Source organism: Ruminiclostridium cellobioparum subsp. termitidis CT1112 (assembly GCF_000350485.1).
GTDB lineage: Bacteria > Bacillota > Clostridia > Acetivibrionales > DSM-1351 > Ruminiclostridium > Ruminiclostridium termitidis.
On sequence record NZ_AORV01000018.1, the window covers coordinates 51,937 to 67,144 of the forward strand.

The 15,208-nt window shown below is 44.7% G+C and carries 11 protein-coding genes; all 11 read right to left on the bottom strand.

The window, feature by feature from the left end:
* Window positions 1-91: 91 nt before the first annotated feature.
* Window positions 92-1,840 (bottom strand): ABC transporter ATP-binding protein, encoded by a 1,749-nt coding sequence (locus tag CTER_RS03835; RefSeq protein ID WP_004623806.1) that lies wholly within the window; start codon window positions 1,838-1,840, stop codon window positions 92-94.
* A complete protein-coding gene (locus CTER_RS03840) occupies window positions 1,833-3,614 on the bottom strand; it encodes an ABC transporter ATP-binding protein (protein ID WP_004623789.1) in 1,782 nt (593 codons plus the stop codon). Before CTER_RS03840 ends, CTER_RS03835 begins: the two co-directional genes overlap by 8 nt.
* 208 nt (window positions 3,615-3,822) lie before the next feature.
* Entirely contained in the window at window positions 3,823-4,776 is a 954-nt protein-coding gene (locus tag CTER_RS03845) for a helix-turn-helix domain-containing protein (RefSeq protein WP_004623830.1), read from the bottom strand.
* Window positions 4,777-4,779: 3 nt separating this feature from the next.
* A complete protein-coding gene (locus CTER_RS03850) occupies window positions 4,780-6,288 on the bottom strand; it encodes an ABC transporter ATP-binding protein (RefSeq protein WP_004623836.1) in 1,509 nt (502 codons plus the stop codon).
* A gap of 90 nt (window positions 6,289-6,378) precedes the next feature.
* Window positions 6,379-7,098: an energy-coupling factor transporter transmembrane component T gene (locus CTER_RS03855; protein ID WP_004623775.1), complete on the bottom strand. Its 720-nt coding sequence runs from the start codon at window positions 7,096-7,098 to the stop codon at window positions 6,379-6,381.
* The gene (locus CTER_RS03860) at window positions 7,098-7,679 is read right to left on the bottom strand and encodes an MptD family putative ECF transporter S component (RefSeq protein ID WP_004623794.1); all 582 of its coding nucleotides are present in this window, start codon (window positions 7,677-7,679) and stop codon (window positions 7,098-7,100) included. The genes CTER_RS03855 and CTER_RS03860 overlap by 1 nt, the downstream gene beginning before the upstream one ends.
* Before the next feature lie 176 nt (window positions 7,680-7,855).
* Window positions 7,856-9,586 carry an ABC transporter ATP-binding protein gene (locus tag CTER_RS03865; protein ID WP_004623780.1) on the bottom strand — a complete coding sequence of 577 codons (1,731 nt, stop codon included), beginning with the start codon at window positions 9,584-9,586 and terminating at the stop codon, window positions 7,856-7,858.
* Entirely contained in the window at window positions 9,583-11,400 is a 1,818-nt protein-coding gene (locus tag CTER_RS03870) for an ABC transporter ATP-binding protein (protein ID WP_004623854.1), read from the bottom strand. The genes CTER_RS03865 and CTER_RS03870 overlap by 4 nt, the downstream gene beginning before the upstream one ends.
* Window positions 11,401-11,518: 118 nt before the next feature.
* A complete protein-coding gene (locus CTER_RS03875; RefSeq protein ID WP_004623845.1) occupies window positions 11,519-12,481 on the bottom strand; it encodes a helix-turn-helix domain-containing protein in 963 nt (320 codons plus the stop codon).
* Window positions 12,482-12,624: 143 nt separating this feature from the next.
* Window positions 12,625-13,464, bottom strand: a complete 840-nt coding sequence (locus tag CTER_RS03880) for a TIGR03943 family putative permease subunit (protein WP_004623829.1) — start codon at window positions 13,462-13,464, stop codon at window positions 12,625-12,627.
* Between the two features lie 115 nt (window positions 13,465-13,579).
* Window positions 13,580-15,196 (bottom strand): permease, encoded by a 1,617-nt coding sequence (locus CTER_RS03885; protein WP_004623804.1) that lies wholly within the window; start codon window positions 15,194-15,196, stop codon window positions 13,580-13,582.
* Window positions 15,197-15,208 lie beyond the last annotated feature (12 nt).

Sequence of the window (15,208 nt, forward strand, 5' to 3'; positions counted from 1 at the left end):
AATGGAGGTTAATTAAATATAATACTATTGTAAGTTTTTTGTAATAGTACTTACATTTTACATCGGACAAAAAAGTGATGAAACCCGGATTTTATGCAATACTCCAGCCTTCAGCCTGCTTTCTTATGGCATGGAACCGGCTATATATGCCATCTTCTGTCAAAAGCTGCTCATGTGTTCCCTGTTGAACTATTCTGCCTCCGTCCAGTACCAGAATCTGATCGGCATTCTCTATGGTCGCCAACCTGTGAGCTATGACTATGATGGTTTTCCCATGGGTTAAAGCACTGATGGCCTCCTGGATATAATGCTCATTTTCGGGATCGACACTTGCAGTTGCTTCGTCCAGTATGACAACAGGTGCATTTTTCAGGATTGCGCGGGCGATGGAGATACGCTGCTTTTCACCTCCCGACAGAGTCGAGCCTCCTTCGCCCACCATGGTATTATAACCATCCGGTAAATCGGTAATGAAGTCATGACAACGTGCCTTCCTGGCAGCTTCAATAATTTCCTCCATGGCAGCGTCAGGTTTTCCGAATTTGATATTATTAACAATCGTGTCATTAAAGAGATATACATTCTGAAATACCATGCTTATGTTTTTCAGCAGACTGTCACAGCCCATTTCCCTCACATCGGTGCCTCCGATGGATACGCTCCCCGAGTCCACATCATAGAATCTTGCAATGAGGCTGCAGATGGTGGTTTTACCGCTTCCGGACGGCCCAACTATTGCGGTTGTCGTATTTTGGGGTACGTTAAAGGTGACGTTATCAAGTATGGTACGTTTATCATAGGAAAATCTGACGTCCTTCATTTCAATGCTAAAATTCTTAACTTCAATGTCTTTTCCCTTGCTGTCAATAAATTTTGCCTGCTTGATTTTGTCCAGTTTGTCCAGAGTAGGCCCGATAACCTGCAGTACATGAGTGGCATTATTTATTTTTTCCACATGCCCGAAAACTACGAATGAAAATATTGCCAGCATGAGGAAAACAGGAATGGTCAGGCTTCCATCCGCTGCCAGGTATGCGGATACCGAAGCTATGGCAACCGAAGCCAGTTTCAGGGAAATCAGGTGCAGGCAGTTACAGGGTACATAATTTTTTTCAATCCTCACATTGATATTCCGGTGCTTTTTATAGGCCTGTCTGATGCTTTCGGTAGATGCTCCCTCCTGTCCGTAGGCCTTTACTACAGGTATTCCCCTGATATATTCCAATGTGGCAGTAATAATATCGTTTTGGGCCTGCTGATGGACGGGCGCATTGCGATGGCTGAACCAGCCCATAAGTCTTAAGGCCAGCGCCGACAAAATAATTCCCAGGACTGAAAAAGCCGCTGCCTGCCAGCAATAAAAGGAGAGGCATAAAATCATTGCAAAAGCACTGATGTATCCTCCGATCACTGTGTCTATCATGTTCATCGCAAACATTTCAACAAAAGAAAGGTCGGTGGTAACCGCACCTACAAGATCTCCCGTGTGGTTCCTGTCAAAAAACCCCAGGGAGACCCGCTTTAGGATACCGCCTATTCTCATGCGTTCCTCAGCTGTTATCTCAAAACCTATGCTATCCTGGTATACTGCACGGAGATAGGAAAATAAGAACCGGCCCAATATCATTAATACCATGAAAACAAGCATATACAGTGCCCATACCGGTGTCAGCCTTCTAATGCCGGCCTGGTCCTCCAGCATAAGGTTCAAGGTGTGGGCAGCACCTATTATGGGCATGGCTGTAAATACAGCACTGAGGAAGGACCAGAGAAATCCCAGGTACAGCCGGGATTTATGCTCTCCTGCCCAGATTATGATACGTTTAATTGTTTTAAGCATGAACTCGCCCCCCTTTTCTTCCGTTGTTTGCAGACCAGACTTTTGAACCTATATGGGCCTGCCACATATGGTGATAGAGCAAGCTTGTTTCTAAAAGCTCCTCATGTGTTCCTTTAGCTGATATTTTCCCTTTTTCCAATAAGACTATCTGGTCTGCATTTTTTACTGTGGAAAGCCTGTGAGCAATGACCAACAGTGTTTTACCTTTTGTAAGAGCCGCTATGGAGCGCTGGAGCTTATCCTCGTTTTCCGGGTCTGTAAATGCAGTTGCTTCATCAAGAATTACTATCGGAGCATTTTTCAGTATGGCTCTTGCGATTGCCAGACGCTGCCGCTCGCCGCCCGAAAGCTTTCCTCCGGCTTCTCCGGCCGGGGTTTTCCAACCGTTGTCCAGCCGTAGGACAAATTCCTCGCACCGGGCGGCTCTGGCTGCTGCATAGACTTCTTCATCACTTGCCGCAGGTTTCCCCAGTCTGATATTTTCCAGGATAGAGCAATTGAACAGAAAATTATCCTGGGCAACATAACTTACCATCTGGGACAGCTGTGAAAGAGGAATACTGCGGATATCTGCTTTTCCTATGGTAACAGCCCCTTTTCCCACGTCCCAGAATCTGGCGAGCAACCGTGCCACAGTGGATTTGCCTCCTCCGGACGGTCCCACCAGAGCGGTAAAGCTTCCCTGGGGCAGCACCAGGTTTATATCATGGAGGATGTCGCCGTCTGTTTTATTATAGGCAAAGCTTACATCCTTCAGTGCTATATCAAAGGTATCAAGGGAAACATCAGCTTTCGCATCAGGCAGCTCGGGAAGTTCCAGCAGCTGATTTACATCTTTTATTGCATACTCAATGGATTTCCAATCGTTTACGGCAACCGTGAACCAGGTTACCGGAGCCACGATGCTCAGGGAAAGAATCATACACAGGGTAAGCTGGGCAGGATTCAGACTTCCATCGATATACAGAAGTATTCCCACCGGAAGAATTCCCAGCAGGGTGGACGGCAGCAGTGCATTTCCAAGATTCATCAGCTTCCACGTGCTGCGGAACCATGCAAGGGTAAATTCCTTAAAGGATTTCACCGCCCCTGCAAATTTTTCATAGGAACCGGAGGAACGGTTAAAGGCTTTGATGACCTGTATGCCTTCAATGTATTCTACAATTACGCTGTTTACATGGCTGCCTGCCTCCATGTACGCTGCATACTGCTGGTTGTAATTTTTCATCATTACGGCAAAAACTATGGCACCAAGGAATACACATACCAGAGATGACAGTGCTATGCGCCAGTCAATATGCAGCATATATGCAAAAACGGCCGCCGGGAGCAGGAGATTTGAAATACCTTCAGGTATCATGTGGGCAAGCGGCAGCTCAATGGTCTCGACCCGGTCCACAACAATGCTTTTAAGTTTGCCGGCCGTATTGGACAGAATCTCACCCAGGGGAGCCTTCATAAGTTTCCTGCTTATGGCAAGCCTGATACTTTCCAGTATCTGATAAGCAGACGAATGTGACAGGGTTGTTGATATACCGTAGAACAGCATTTTAATAACATAACCCCCTGAACAAATTAACGTCCAGAAAAATATTTCCCCGGCAGTGCGGGACTCACTGAAAAACAGCAGTATGAGCCGGTAAACTCCCCAGTAAGGGACCAAGCCGCCTGCCACGCTTATTATGGCGGTTAAAATGGAAAGCAGCATTTTTCCCCTGCATTCCTGTGCAAAATAATAAATAGTACCCAGAGTACTTTTACGCCTGGTTTTCATAATTCAACTCCTTTTCGGCTTTGGTTGCAAAGCCATTTTTAATTAATCTGAAATTGCCGGTATATTTGTGATATCGACTATACTGATACTTTCAGCATCGATAAAACATAAATTTACACAAAAAAGAATGATCAGTATTAACCAACCATTCTTATGATAGTACCTTTAACTGTTCTTCACTACTCCATAAAGGAGATAAGCCCTCCATTCAGACAATGGATTTCCGGTAATCTGCCGGAGTTGTTCCAATAACCGATTTGAAAGCGGCAGAAAATTTGCTGGCATTTTCGTAGCCCATTTGCATGGCTATTGAAGTAACACTGTCCTTTGTCCTTCGGAGCAATACGGCAGCCGCATTCATGCGGTAATCCTTCATATAGGCGTAAATGGACGTTCCGTATACCCCTTTGAAGCAGTTCTTCATGGAGGTGACGGGAAAATCAAACCTTTTGGACAGTTCCTCAAGAGTATAATGCCGCTGCGGCTCTCCGGTGATAAGCTCCATTATGGCTTTGACTTTTTCAACATGGGTTTTGCAAAAGTAAGGGCGCTCTCCCAAGTCTGGCGAAACATTCAGTGAATTCAGAAACAGCAGCAGCTCCAAAACCTTTATCTTGAAAAACATGTTGCGTATTGACTCGGGTACGGTATAAAGCTCCGAAAATATATGTTCTATACTGGCTCCGGCCCTCATGATAAAGGGCTGCTTTCCTGAACAGAATTTATCCCTGAGTGAACAGACGTCTACCGAAAAACCCTCAAGTATTCCCGGAAGTACAGCTTCTGCTTCTTTTACACAAATTGAAACGGTGATACCATGATAATGTCTGAGGGGAAAATAAAACATTCTGGAATGTTGAGCACGGGAATTCATTTGCAGATCTCCCGCTTCCATATACATGCAGCTGCCGTCGTCCATCTCCCATTCCAGACGGCCTTCACGGCAGTGATCAATGCAAAATATTTCGGTGCCTGGCTGAAAATAGGACTTGCATTTTTCTATATGGAAATCATGGTAAAAAAGACTGACACCCGGAAAGACCGAATATCCGGTCATGATTCCTTCACCGGAATTATCCTGCAGCTTGTAAACTGTACAGGTACTGTCACTGCATACTACTGATACGTTTTTACCCAAATAGACCGATCCGTCAAGCAACAATATCTACACCACCTTTTGTTTACGTTTACTGTCAGCCTGTTCTCTTGGGGCATCAAGGAAATAACCAAGCATTTTTTCAATCCCGCATTCATCCAGAGGATAATTTTCTGCAATTTGTCCTTTTTCAACCTGTATGATATGGGTGCAGCAGGACAGAATAAATTCCGGATCATGTGTTACAATAAACAGGCTGTTTCCCCTTTCAGACAGACTGCGGAGGTTACGGGCCACCTCTTTCATGTGCTGCAGATCCAAACCGCTTGTAGGCTCGTCAAAAATGATTATCCTTCTTGAAGATGCTACTGCCGATGCAATTGCAACTCTTTGTTTCTGACCTCCTGACAGTGACATGGGATGGACCTCCTTGAACTGGAGCAAATCCAGACCTTCAAGGATTTCTTCAGCCAGATTCTGCTCCTCCTGTTCCATGGATATAAGGACTTCATCCAACACACTTTCAGTGAACAGCTGATGATTTACATCCTGCATTACCATGTAGCAGTTTTTCAGGCGCTGCTTTTGCAGGAGAGTCTGACCATTTATTTTTACACTTCCCCGGCATTTTTTCTCGAGACCGCACAAGCAGCGGGCAAAAGTTGATTTTCCGGCGCCGTTGTGTCCTATAACCGCTACTGCGGCTCCTTCAGGAACTGCGGCCTTATGTATATCCAGCACCTCCGAACCGTTGGGATATGTAAAATAAAAATCGGAAAAACTTAAAAAACTGCTGCTTTTATTGGTTTGTCCAATGGCTAATTTTCGAAGCTCCTCCAGTGACAGCACACGCAGCCCAAGATCATACAGGTCGCTTCTTTTCATGGCGGAAAAATCCCTTCCGCTGAATTCTTTGCAAATCTGTCCGTTTTCCATATATATCACACGGTCTGCCAGTTCATGGAGGTAATACAGACGGTGTTCCGCAATGACTACGGTTTTGCCCTGGGCTTTCCAATATGCCAGAAGGGCGCGTAGATCCTCGACTGCAAAGACATCAAGGTTGGAAGAGGGCTCATCCATAACATATATGTGCGGCTCCAGTGCCGCAACCGAACCGCAGGCTATCTTTTGCTTCTCACCGCCTGAGAGGGCAAAAATACTGCGGTTCAGCAAGGGATTTAAACCAAGCTCGGCTGAAGTCCTGGTGACCCTCCTGTTTATTTCATCGGCAGGCAACCCCAGATTCTCACAGCCAAAGGCCAGTTCGCCGGTGGTATCTACATTAAAAAACTGGCTGCGGGGATTCTGAAAAACCGAGCCTACTATACCTGCCATATCATACAGGGGAACACCGGAGACATTGATGCCGTCCACCAGCACCGAACCTTCCAGCCTTCCTTCATAATAGTTTGGAATCAATCCGTTAATCAACCTGGTAAGCGTGGTTTTTCCGCAGCCTGAGCTTCCGCAGAACAAAACGAATTCGCCATCCCTTATGGTGAGATTTATGTTGCTCAGGCCGCTTTCTCTCCCGCCGCTCTCATATGTAAAAGAAACCTGTTTGAATTCAATCATTTTAGTATAATCAGCCTTTCATTATTAATTTTACGCGTTATGCCAGTTCAATTTATGGTGATATCAATTGTAATTGCCCGTCCAGCCAATTTAAAATACAGCCCAGAGAAGCAGAGCACAGGTTGTAACAACAAGAAAGAAACAGTCAGCAGCTCCAAAGCCTATACTGCATATATTTGTCCGTTTGACAGGTTTGCCCAGTCCCCTGGTCAAAGCCGCCGCTGAAAGCTCTTCACCAATTTTGACGGTACACATCAGCAGAGGAACCAACCGGTATTCCAGCAAGGCTCCCGGTCTTTTCCCTCCCGCTTGAATGCCCCTCATGCGCATGGCATCGCTTATGGCTGAATTTTCTGCCCTGACAGTGGGAAAAAAACGGAGCATCACTGAAAAAGGGATGATGATGCTTTGAGGCAAATGAAGCCGCTCCATGGCTGCAATAAATTCAGCTATTTTTGTGGTGCTAACTACATAGTAACCCATGACCAGGCCGGGTACAAAACGGGTATTTAATCCCGAGAATATCACCAGAAGGAGGTTTAAAAGGCCTTGCGTTCTTCCCACGAGAAAACCTTCACAGGACAGGGCGGCTCCTATAAAAATGAAATACATTACCGATTTTCCATATTTTTTCTCCGAAAGCAGCAGGATAAACGGAAGAAATGCCAGCATGGGACGGATAATTACCGAAATACCGCTAAAGCCTCCGCCCAGCAGAACGATGTTTACTGCCAAAAGCATGACCAGTTTGGTTCTGGGATCAAGGGGAATGCGGGCGGCTGTATTTTTACCCGGGGCAGCAGTATCCATCAGACGATTCCCGCCCTTTTAAAATGCTTTTTAAGGGCTGCTTTCCCAAGGTATGCTCCGAGAATGGCTCCGGCGGCAGCAAGCACAATAAATACACCCAACAGCCAGGCAGGAGTAATTGCCATCAGGGTATCGGCATAGGTATCTCCGTATCCGCTTCTTATAGAAGCAAAATATGTATCGCGCATAATAAATAAAGGAATCATAAGACCCACTATCCACTGGCTGAATACGGCATATCCGGCGCATAGGGATATCCACTTTCGGTAGCCTCCCGATTTCATGATCAGATCGCCTGCCAGGGAGAAAAATATACCCGTCAGCAGGCATACCCAGGGATGGCCGGTAAGCATCATCAACAGGCTGAGGATGATGCCCATAATGGATACCATGCCGAACTTCCGTACCCGGGTGAGAAAAAGCATAAAGGGAATTCCCGCTGCAAGAGGGCATAAAAACGGCAGTGCAAGCAGCATAACCGGTATATAGCCTGTCATTCCGGTCGCAAAAAACACGACAAAATAAATAGCGGTGAAAATTCCTATGTTAATGAGATCTTTTGCGTTCAATTTCTTGTCCATATTTTGTCTCCTTATTGTGAGTTAGCAGTGGCTAACTATATTTTTAAATAAAAGCGCCGGCCTGGCGCTTTTATTTAATCATGAATAATTTATCAGAAACCGTTTTAAAAATCCACTCCATTCGGATAAAACTACTCCGATGAGACAATAAATGTATATTAATTATATAAATATTGTTAAATTTCCCATCCCACCGACTGGGACTGAATTGTCCATAATTTCTTAAACAGACCGCTTTTCTCAATTAATGTTTCAAAGGTACCTTCCTCCGATACTCTTCCAGCGTCCATTACAATAATATGGTCTGCGTTTTTAATGGTTTTTAATCTGTGGGCAATAACAATGACTGTCCTGCCTGCAATCAGTTCTCCTATTGCCTTCTGGACCTCCACTTCGTTTTCGGGATCCAGTGAAGCGGTTGCCTCGTCCAGAAGGATGACCGGAGCATTTTTCAGCATGGCACGGGCTATGGAAATACGCTGCTTCTCTCCTCCGGACAGAGTGCAGCCCCCTTCCCCCACCATTGTGTCAAAGCCTTTCGGCAGCTTCATTATGAAATCGTAGCAGCAGGCTTTCCTGGCGGCGGCAATGACCTCCTCCTGGGAGGCATTCTCCTTGCCGAACCGGATATTATTGCCTATGGTATCCTGAAACAGATAGACATCCTGGAATACCATGGATATTTTCTGCATCAGCCTTTCAGGGTCCATGGAAGCTTCGTCAACACCTCCAAAGGTGACTTTTCCGCTGCCGGGATCATAAAATCTTGCGCAAAGCTTGAGCACAGTACTTTTACCGCTGCCCGACGGACCGACCAGAGCTGTCATTGTCCCCTGCTTCATGGCAAGTGACACATTGTGGAGGACATCTTTTTCGCCATACCCGAAAGAGACATTCTGAAAAACAATATCGGTGCCTCCCTTGGGAAAGTTTGTCCCTCCCATTTCAGGCTCGTTCATCAGGTTGAGAATCCTTTCACCGGCCCTCTCGTCATAGCGGAGTTCTGCAAATTTCATAAGAGCCGAGCTGAGAGGATCGTATACACGTGAACCGATTACGAGAAACATTACAAAGGTCAGCAGATCAAGTTCTCCGCCTATCAGAAGATAGGAACCGGTCAGTATCATCAGAGTGAGCCCTGCGCGGATCAAGGTAATTGTCAAAAGCAGAACGGGACCGGACAGCGCTTCAAAACGGATACTCTCTTTCATCTGTTTGCGGAAGGAAGCTTCGAGACGTTCAAACTTTTCACCTATCATGTTATAGGCCTTCATTACGCGGATTCCCAGAAGATATTCCTGCAAACGGTTTCCTGCATCCAGCTTTGACTTCATCTGCCTGTCGGCCATACGCTTGTTGACCTTGGTATTGAGCCAGAGAATCACTATTGCCGCAGGCAGGGCAATAAACATTGCCAAAGACATCTGCCAATTGATAAAAAGCAGTGAAACGAATGCCAGTACCGGCATGACAAGTGCACCGAAAAGCTGCGGGACTATATGGGATACTCCTGTCTCAACCAGTGTAAAGTCCCCCATCATCATATTTGCGAGATCGCCGGGGTCACGTGAGGTTATGTATCCCAGCGGCAGCTTTCTGAGATGCTCGGCAAGATTTGCCCTGCCTGAGGCCGAAATGTCGTAGGCATCCCGGTAACTGTGGCGGTAGGCAGGTTTTTCGGCAAAGAACATAATTATCATATATGCGAAAAGTGTACCGATAATTATCCAGAGCCTGACCGTATCAAGGCCTTTCTCGGGATAAGCAAACGAATCGAAAATTATTCTTACTGTTTCTATTGAAAGCATAAAAGGGATTACGTTCACAATATTGGACAGGAGTGTGAAACCTATGGGCTTTATTAATTTTCCGGGCTGTCCTACGGTAATATTACGGAATATTTTCATGCCTTGACACCTCCGATGTTTAATGACCACTCATAGGCGCTGTTATAGGCATTCCACATGCGCCTGTAAAGACCGTCCTTTTCCACCAGTTCGGAATGAACACCCGTCTGGTTGATCCTGCCGTTCTCCAGGACTATTATCTGGTTTGCATTTTTAATAGAAGAGAGCCTGTGAGCTATCATAATTACTGTTTTATCCTTGATAAGCTCTTTAAGAGCTATCTGCATTTTATATTCATTTTCCGGATCGGCAAAAGCCGTGGCTTCATCCAATACGAGAATGGGTGCATTTTTTAATATTGCTCTTGCTACTGAAACACGCTGTTCCTCACCGCCTGAAAGAAATACTCCGCCTTCTCCTATCAGGGTGTTATAACCGTCGGGAAGACTCTGAATGAACTCGTGGCACTGGGCGGCTCTGGCTGCTGCGTATACCTGCTCGTCAGTGGCATTTGGATTTCCTACTCTGATATTTTCAAATAATGTATCATAAAACAGGAAGGTATCCTGAAAAACAAAGGATACGGTGTTCATTAACTCTTCAGTGGGAATATCCTTTATATTTACACCGCCGATTTTGATCTCACCCTCGGTTACATCCCAGAACCTGGGAATAAGATTCGCAACAGTGGATTTACCGCCTCCGGAAGGCCCTACAAGAGCCGTGATCTGTCCCGCTTTTGCCGTAAAGCTGATATTTGACAAAGCTTCTACCCGTGTTGTCTCTGCCTTGTTCTCATAGGCAAAGCTCACATTTTCAAACATGATGTCATGACCCCGGGGTCTTTTGGGAGAAGACGCTTCCTTTATGGGCTCCTGGCTGTAAATGGCATCCAGACGGCTCACTCCCTCGAATATTTCTCTTGTTCCGGAGGCCAGCATTGTAAACTTGTAAAGCGGTGCCGACGCACCGGGTACCATGATGATAAAGAAAAGGTAGACCAGCGCAAATGCCATGTTGCCGGGATCTTTACTGAGTGTCAGAAGCCCCACCGGCAGTATGAAGGTCAGAAAGGAATTTAAAACCACCGTGAAAACAGCCATGCCGTTTTCAAATTTATCGCAATAATTCACTGCCCAGTTTCTATATTCATACAAATCATCATTGAAACGCTTGAAGGAATGAACTGTCTGTCCGAAAATCTTTACAACGGGAATACCCCTGACATACTGTATGGCAGAAGCATGTATCCTTTCGAGAGAATCAAAATATGCCTTCATAGTCCCCTGTGCTTTCTTTCCAAACATCATGGTCATCTGCAGGCCTGTTCCGAGAAAAAATGCAATAATAACTGTAAGAGCCATCCAGCCGTTCAATCTGAAGAATATTATAAACATTATGACAACCGTTGCAGCTGCGTTAACCAGATCGGGAATGGTATGTGCCACAAACAGCTCCACCCTGTCCACATCCTGCTCAAGATTCTTTTTGACTGTACCAGTTGCCGTATTGTTTAAAAATCCAAGGGGAAGCTTGCCTATATGTCTTGCCAGACCCATTTTTATGCCGTATAAAATCCTGAAGGCTGCAACATGGGAAAATATAATGGAAGCATATAGAATCAGCAGGCCTCCGATGAGGCCCAGAAAGGCTATCCATCCCCAATGTATCATATAGTCCCTGTTGACTGCAGAGAGATTTCCCGCATTCTTCAAAAGCTCTTCAAGTATCCTGTAAACTGATAAAAATGGAACCAGCATGCAGGCTGCACTGATTGATGACAATATTCCTGAAATTATCAGCAGGCCTTTTTTTTTGCCCGCTATTTGAAAAAGACGTGACAGGCCTGTTTTTTGCTTTTTATGTTGTTCCATAAAGTACTCCTTTCGAAAATATATGGTGGTTAGCACATGCTAACCACCATATATTATAAATCCTGCGCTTCATTTTCTCTGCTCCGGTTGGGTCAAATATACTCCAAAAAGACAAAAATCAGCTTGCAGTGTTGTTTCTGTATTCCAAAGGACTCATTCCGATGACTTCCTTAAATGCGGCTGCAAATTTGCTGGAATTTACATATCCCACTTTTCCTGCAATTGAGGATATGCTCTCTCCGCTCCGGCGCAGCATTGAGGCAGCGGCTTGCATCCTGTAGGAACGGATAAAGGCATAGACGGAGGTTCCATATACCCCCTTAAAGCACAGCTTCATTGCCGTCAGGGGAATATCAAAGCGGACGGACAGCTCCTCCAATGTATAATGGTATTCAAGATTTGATATCATATATTCTTTAATTGCTTTTATGCTGTCAACCTGACTTTTTTGAAAATACCGGCGCCGTTCAAGAATGTCAGACACGTCCACAACGCTGAGAAATAACAGCAGCTCCAGCACCTTTAGCTTGAAATATCCTTTTTTTATCTGATCTGGTACTTTATACAGCTCTGAAAAAATATGCTCCACCGTATCGGTGGCCCGCATTATAAAACACCGGTTATTGGCACACAACCTGTCACGCAGGTCGTACAGATCAATGGAGATGTCGCTTAAGACTCGTGAAATTGAACGGGCTGCCTCGGGAAGCTCTATGACCACTGAAACGCCATGGTAGTGCTCCAGGGGAAAGCAGGAATTTCTTGCCTTGACTCCCAGCATATTTACCGAAAGGTCCCCTTCCTCCAGATAGACGCAGGAACCGTCGCAGAAATCGCATTCAAAGCGGCCCTGCCTGCAGTGATTGATTTCCATTATGTCTTCGCAGGTGTGTGTATTATGAAAACAGTCGTCGGTATGAAAATCGTTATATATGAGTTCTACGCCCGGAAAAACCTGATAACAGGTCATTATGCCGTCTCCGTAATCACCTGACATTTTGTATACCGAGCAATCCCCGGATTGGGATACCAGTGATATTTCCGAACTGTAGTAATCTTTTTCCCTGGTAAGGATACTCATATTGACCTCCCTGTATTTTCATCCCCTTGGCATACACTGAAATTCCAGCGGCTACCCTGTGGTTAGCAATAACTAACTACTTTTTAATGTTATCATCCCTGCGAATCATTGTCAATCGGGGGTGCTGTCAACAGGAGATACTGTCAATAGGGGTATACATAGTCGTATTCAGGTTTTTGGGCATTGGAAACATTATCTGCGATTATTATTGCAGTCTGCTCCCCTTTATAATCGATGATTTTAATAGTTCCCTCAACCTTCACCCAGCTGTCCTGTTTTAATTCCGGTGCATTTTTATACCTGCACAGCAAGCCGACAGGCTGCAAATCGGCAGTACAGCAGGCCATCATCAGCCGGGCCGGATAAAATTCGTTTTTGGAAAGCTCCTTGCCTTTTAACACAAAGCCTATGACCTGAATCTTCTTTCCCTGGTACTTTTGCTTATTGTCATAAAGCTCCTGCAGCCATTTGACAAAATTATTGTCATCCATAACTATGGTGTCGCCATCCAGCTTTAATTGGGATGAATATGCATCATCGTCCGGCTGCTCCTGTGTTAAAGGAATGCTTGTATCCTGGGCCTGCCATGTACTATCGGTGCCGGCAGCGGCCGCGTTTGAAGCATTGTTTACATTTTTACCGGTACCGGCTTGCTGGGATAAATTAACATCGCCCAGGGCTATTGATTTTGTGTCCAGAGGTTTTGCCTGGATGACAAATGCCGATACCAGCGGTATCAGAAAGAATAGGTAAATACCGATATTGGCCTTTCGTTGGGGCTTTAAGACATCGGGTATATAAAAAAGGGCAATTACCACCAGTGCAGCAATACCGAATTTAACATATGGAATTATACGTGGATTTACGTATAACAGCGCTTTCCCCGTTGCGATAATCATTGAAAAGAAAAACGCAAACCCCAGCAGAATTACCAATTTAAAAAGTGCTTCAATATTTATTTTATTTGATCTGACTATTAGCATATTAACCTCCCAAGCCATTATTATGGCTTTGAGCCGCAGCGCGGCCACAAAACTGTAATGAAATCTCTTCACTCCCTTATCCGCTGTAAGGCGAATAAAGGAGGTTAATTGGCCGTCATAAACCGAAGAACACTATTGAAAAAAATGACAGGATTATAAATGTAAAACTGAATATCAGAAAAACAAGCTTGGCTACAAATCTTTTTTTAAAATTGCCAAGAAGCATTAAAACATTTTTAATATCTATCATTGGCCCCAATACCATAAAACCCATGACCGATGCCATGGGAAACTGGTTGACAAAGGTTCTGGCAATAAAGGCATCCGAGGTGGAGCAGACCGACAGTACAAATGCCGAAAGCAGCATAATGATTATCGAAGCTGCCGCCCCTCCGCCTATCTTTAATAGTATATCCTTGGGCAGAAAGGTTTGAACAAGACTTGATAAAAATGCCCCCACGATAATAAAACGTCCCACTTCAAAAAATTCCGAGCCGGCATGCTTGAATACAGCCTCAATTTTCGAAGCGGGTTTATTGGAAATCCCGGTGTTGCAGTAGCCGCATTTGCAGTTAACTGCAGCAAGCCTGTTTAAGGTTATTTGTTTTTCTTCGGGAAAAATCCAGAAGGTCAGCCCCACTATTACTGAAATAATAATTCCAAGAATAACTCTGTAAATTGCGACCGATGGCTGCCCGGGAAATGCATAAAAGGTGGATGCTATGGAAAGCGGACTCATAAGAGGAGCTGCCAGCATAAAGGCCACAACGGTAGGGACCGGAACCCCTTTTTTCTCAAGTCTTGCTGCAACAGGGACAACAGCACAGTCGCACACCGGAAAAAGTAAACCCGCAAAAATTGCTGCAACAAAACCCAGTCCCATTTTCTTAGGAAACAGTTTGACAATTGTTTCATTTGATACCAAAACCTGGATTACAGAGGATACTATTACACCGAACAATATAAAGGGAAAAGCCTGGATGAGTATGCTTATAAATATGGTATTCAGTGCTTGAAACCTTGAAAGGTTAATATTTATCAATTCAAAGTTGACAGCCTTCAGAACCGATATCGACAAATAACAAAGCACAAGCATGCAGAATGTAAAGAATGCCACATCTGAGAGCTTTAGCTGCTTAGTCTGTTTTTCAATATATAATCCTTCGTTTCCTTCTGGGGCGCCTGATCCGGTATCACCGACGGTTCTTGCAATTTTGGCGGCGGGATTGACAGTTTTCAGGAGCTTTTCCATAGCCTTAAGCCGGCTTTTGGTAAAATCCGATGAATTATTTACAACAATCACATCTGAGCTGGCAATCTGTTCTGTCAGGATTGCTCCCATATTATCGATGAAAACTTCAAAAGTCTGGGCATCAATGGTATGCACAATATTATGTATGACACAATTTTTTTGTATTACCGGTTTCTGCAGATCCTCCAGCAGCTTTTCGGTACTTTCCGTGCCGTTATGCTCGATTATTATGCTGTGAGGCCGGTATTTTTTAAGAATATCTTCAATTAATTTAAGTACTGATTTTTTTGTTCTTTCCCATTTGATTATATGTACATTGCTATTGCATTCAAAAGCATTGTCAATTTCCGATTCTCCCTGTTCACACTGGATTATGACAACTTTTTCATCGGATAAATTCAGGTTGTCCAGCAGACCGTTTATATATGTAGTTTTACCTGAACCCAAAAAACCAGTTATAATGTACAGTTGAGTTTTCATGATTATCTCCGC

What these genes read in the sequence shown, in the direction of transcription:
- CTER_RS03865 (WP_004623780.1), bottom strand. Translation starts at nt 9,586, where the DNA reads ATGAAAATATTCCGTAATATTACCGTAGGACAGCCCGGAAAATTAATA.
- CTER_RS03860 (WP_004623794.1), bottom strand. Translation starts at nt 7,679, where the DNA reads ATGGACAAGAAATTGAACGCAAAAGATCTCATTAACATAGGAATTTTC.
- CTER_RS03835 (WP_004623806.1), bottom strand. Translation starts at nt 1,840, where the DNA reads ATGCTTAAAACAATTAAACGTATCATAATCTGGGCAGGAGAGCATAAA.
- CTER_RS03885 (WP_004623804.1), bottom strand. Translation starts at nt 15,196, where the DNA reads ATGAAAACTCAACTGTACATTATAACTGGTTTTTTGGGTTCAGGTAAA.
- CTER_RS03875 (WP_004623845.1), bottom strand. Translation starts at nt 12,481, where the DNA reads ATGAGTATCCTTACCAGGGAAAAAGATTACTACAGTTCGGAAATATCA.
- CTER_RS03880 (WP_004623829.1), bottom strand. Translation starts at nt 13,464, where the DNA reads ATGCTAATAGTCAGATCAAATAAAATAAATATTGAAGCACTTTTTAAA.
- CTER_RS03870 (WP_004623854.1), bottom strand. Translation starts at nt 11,400, where the DNA reads ATGGAACAACATAAAAAGCAAAAAACAGGCCTGTCACGTCTTTTTCAA.
- CTER_RS03855 (WP_004623775.1), bottom strand. Translation starts at nt 7,098, where the DNA reads ATGGATACTGCTGCCCCGGGTAAAAATACAGCCGCCCGCATTCCCCTT.
- CTER_RS03850 (WP_004623836.1), bottom strand. Translation starts at nt 6,288, where the DNA reads ATGATTGAATTCAAACAGGTTTCTTTTACATATGAGAGCGGCGGGAGA.
- CTER_RS03840 (WP_004623789.1), bottom strand. Translation starts at nt 3,614, where the DNA reads ATGAAAACCAGGCGTAAAAGTACTCTGGGTACTATTTATTATTTTGCA.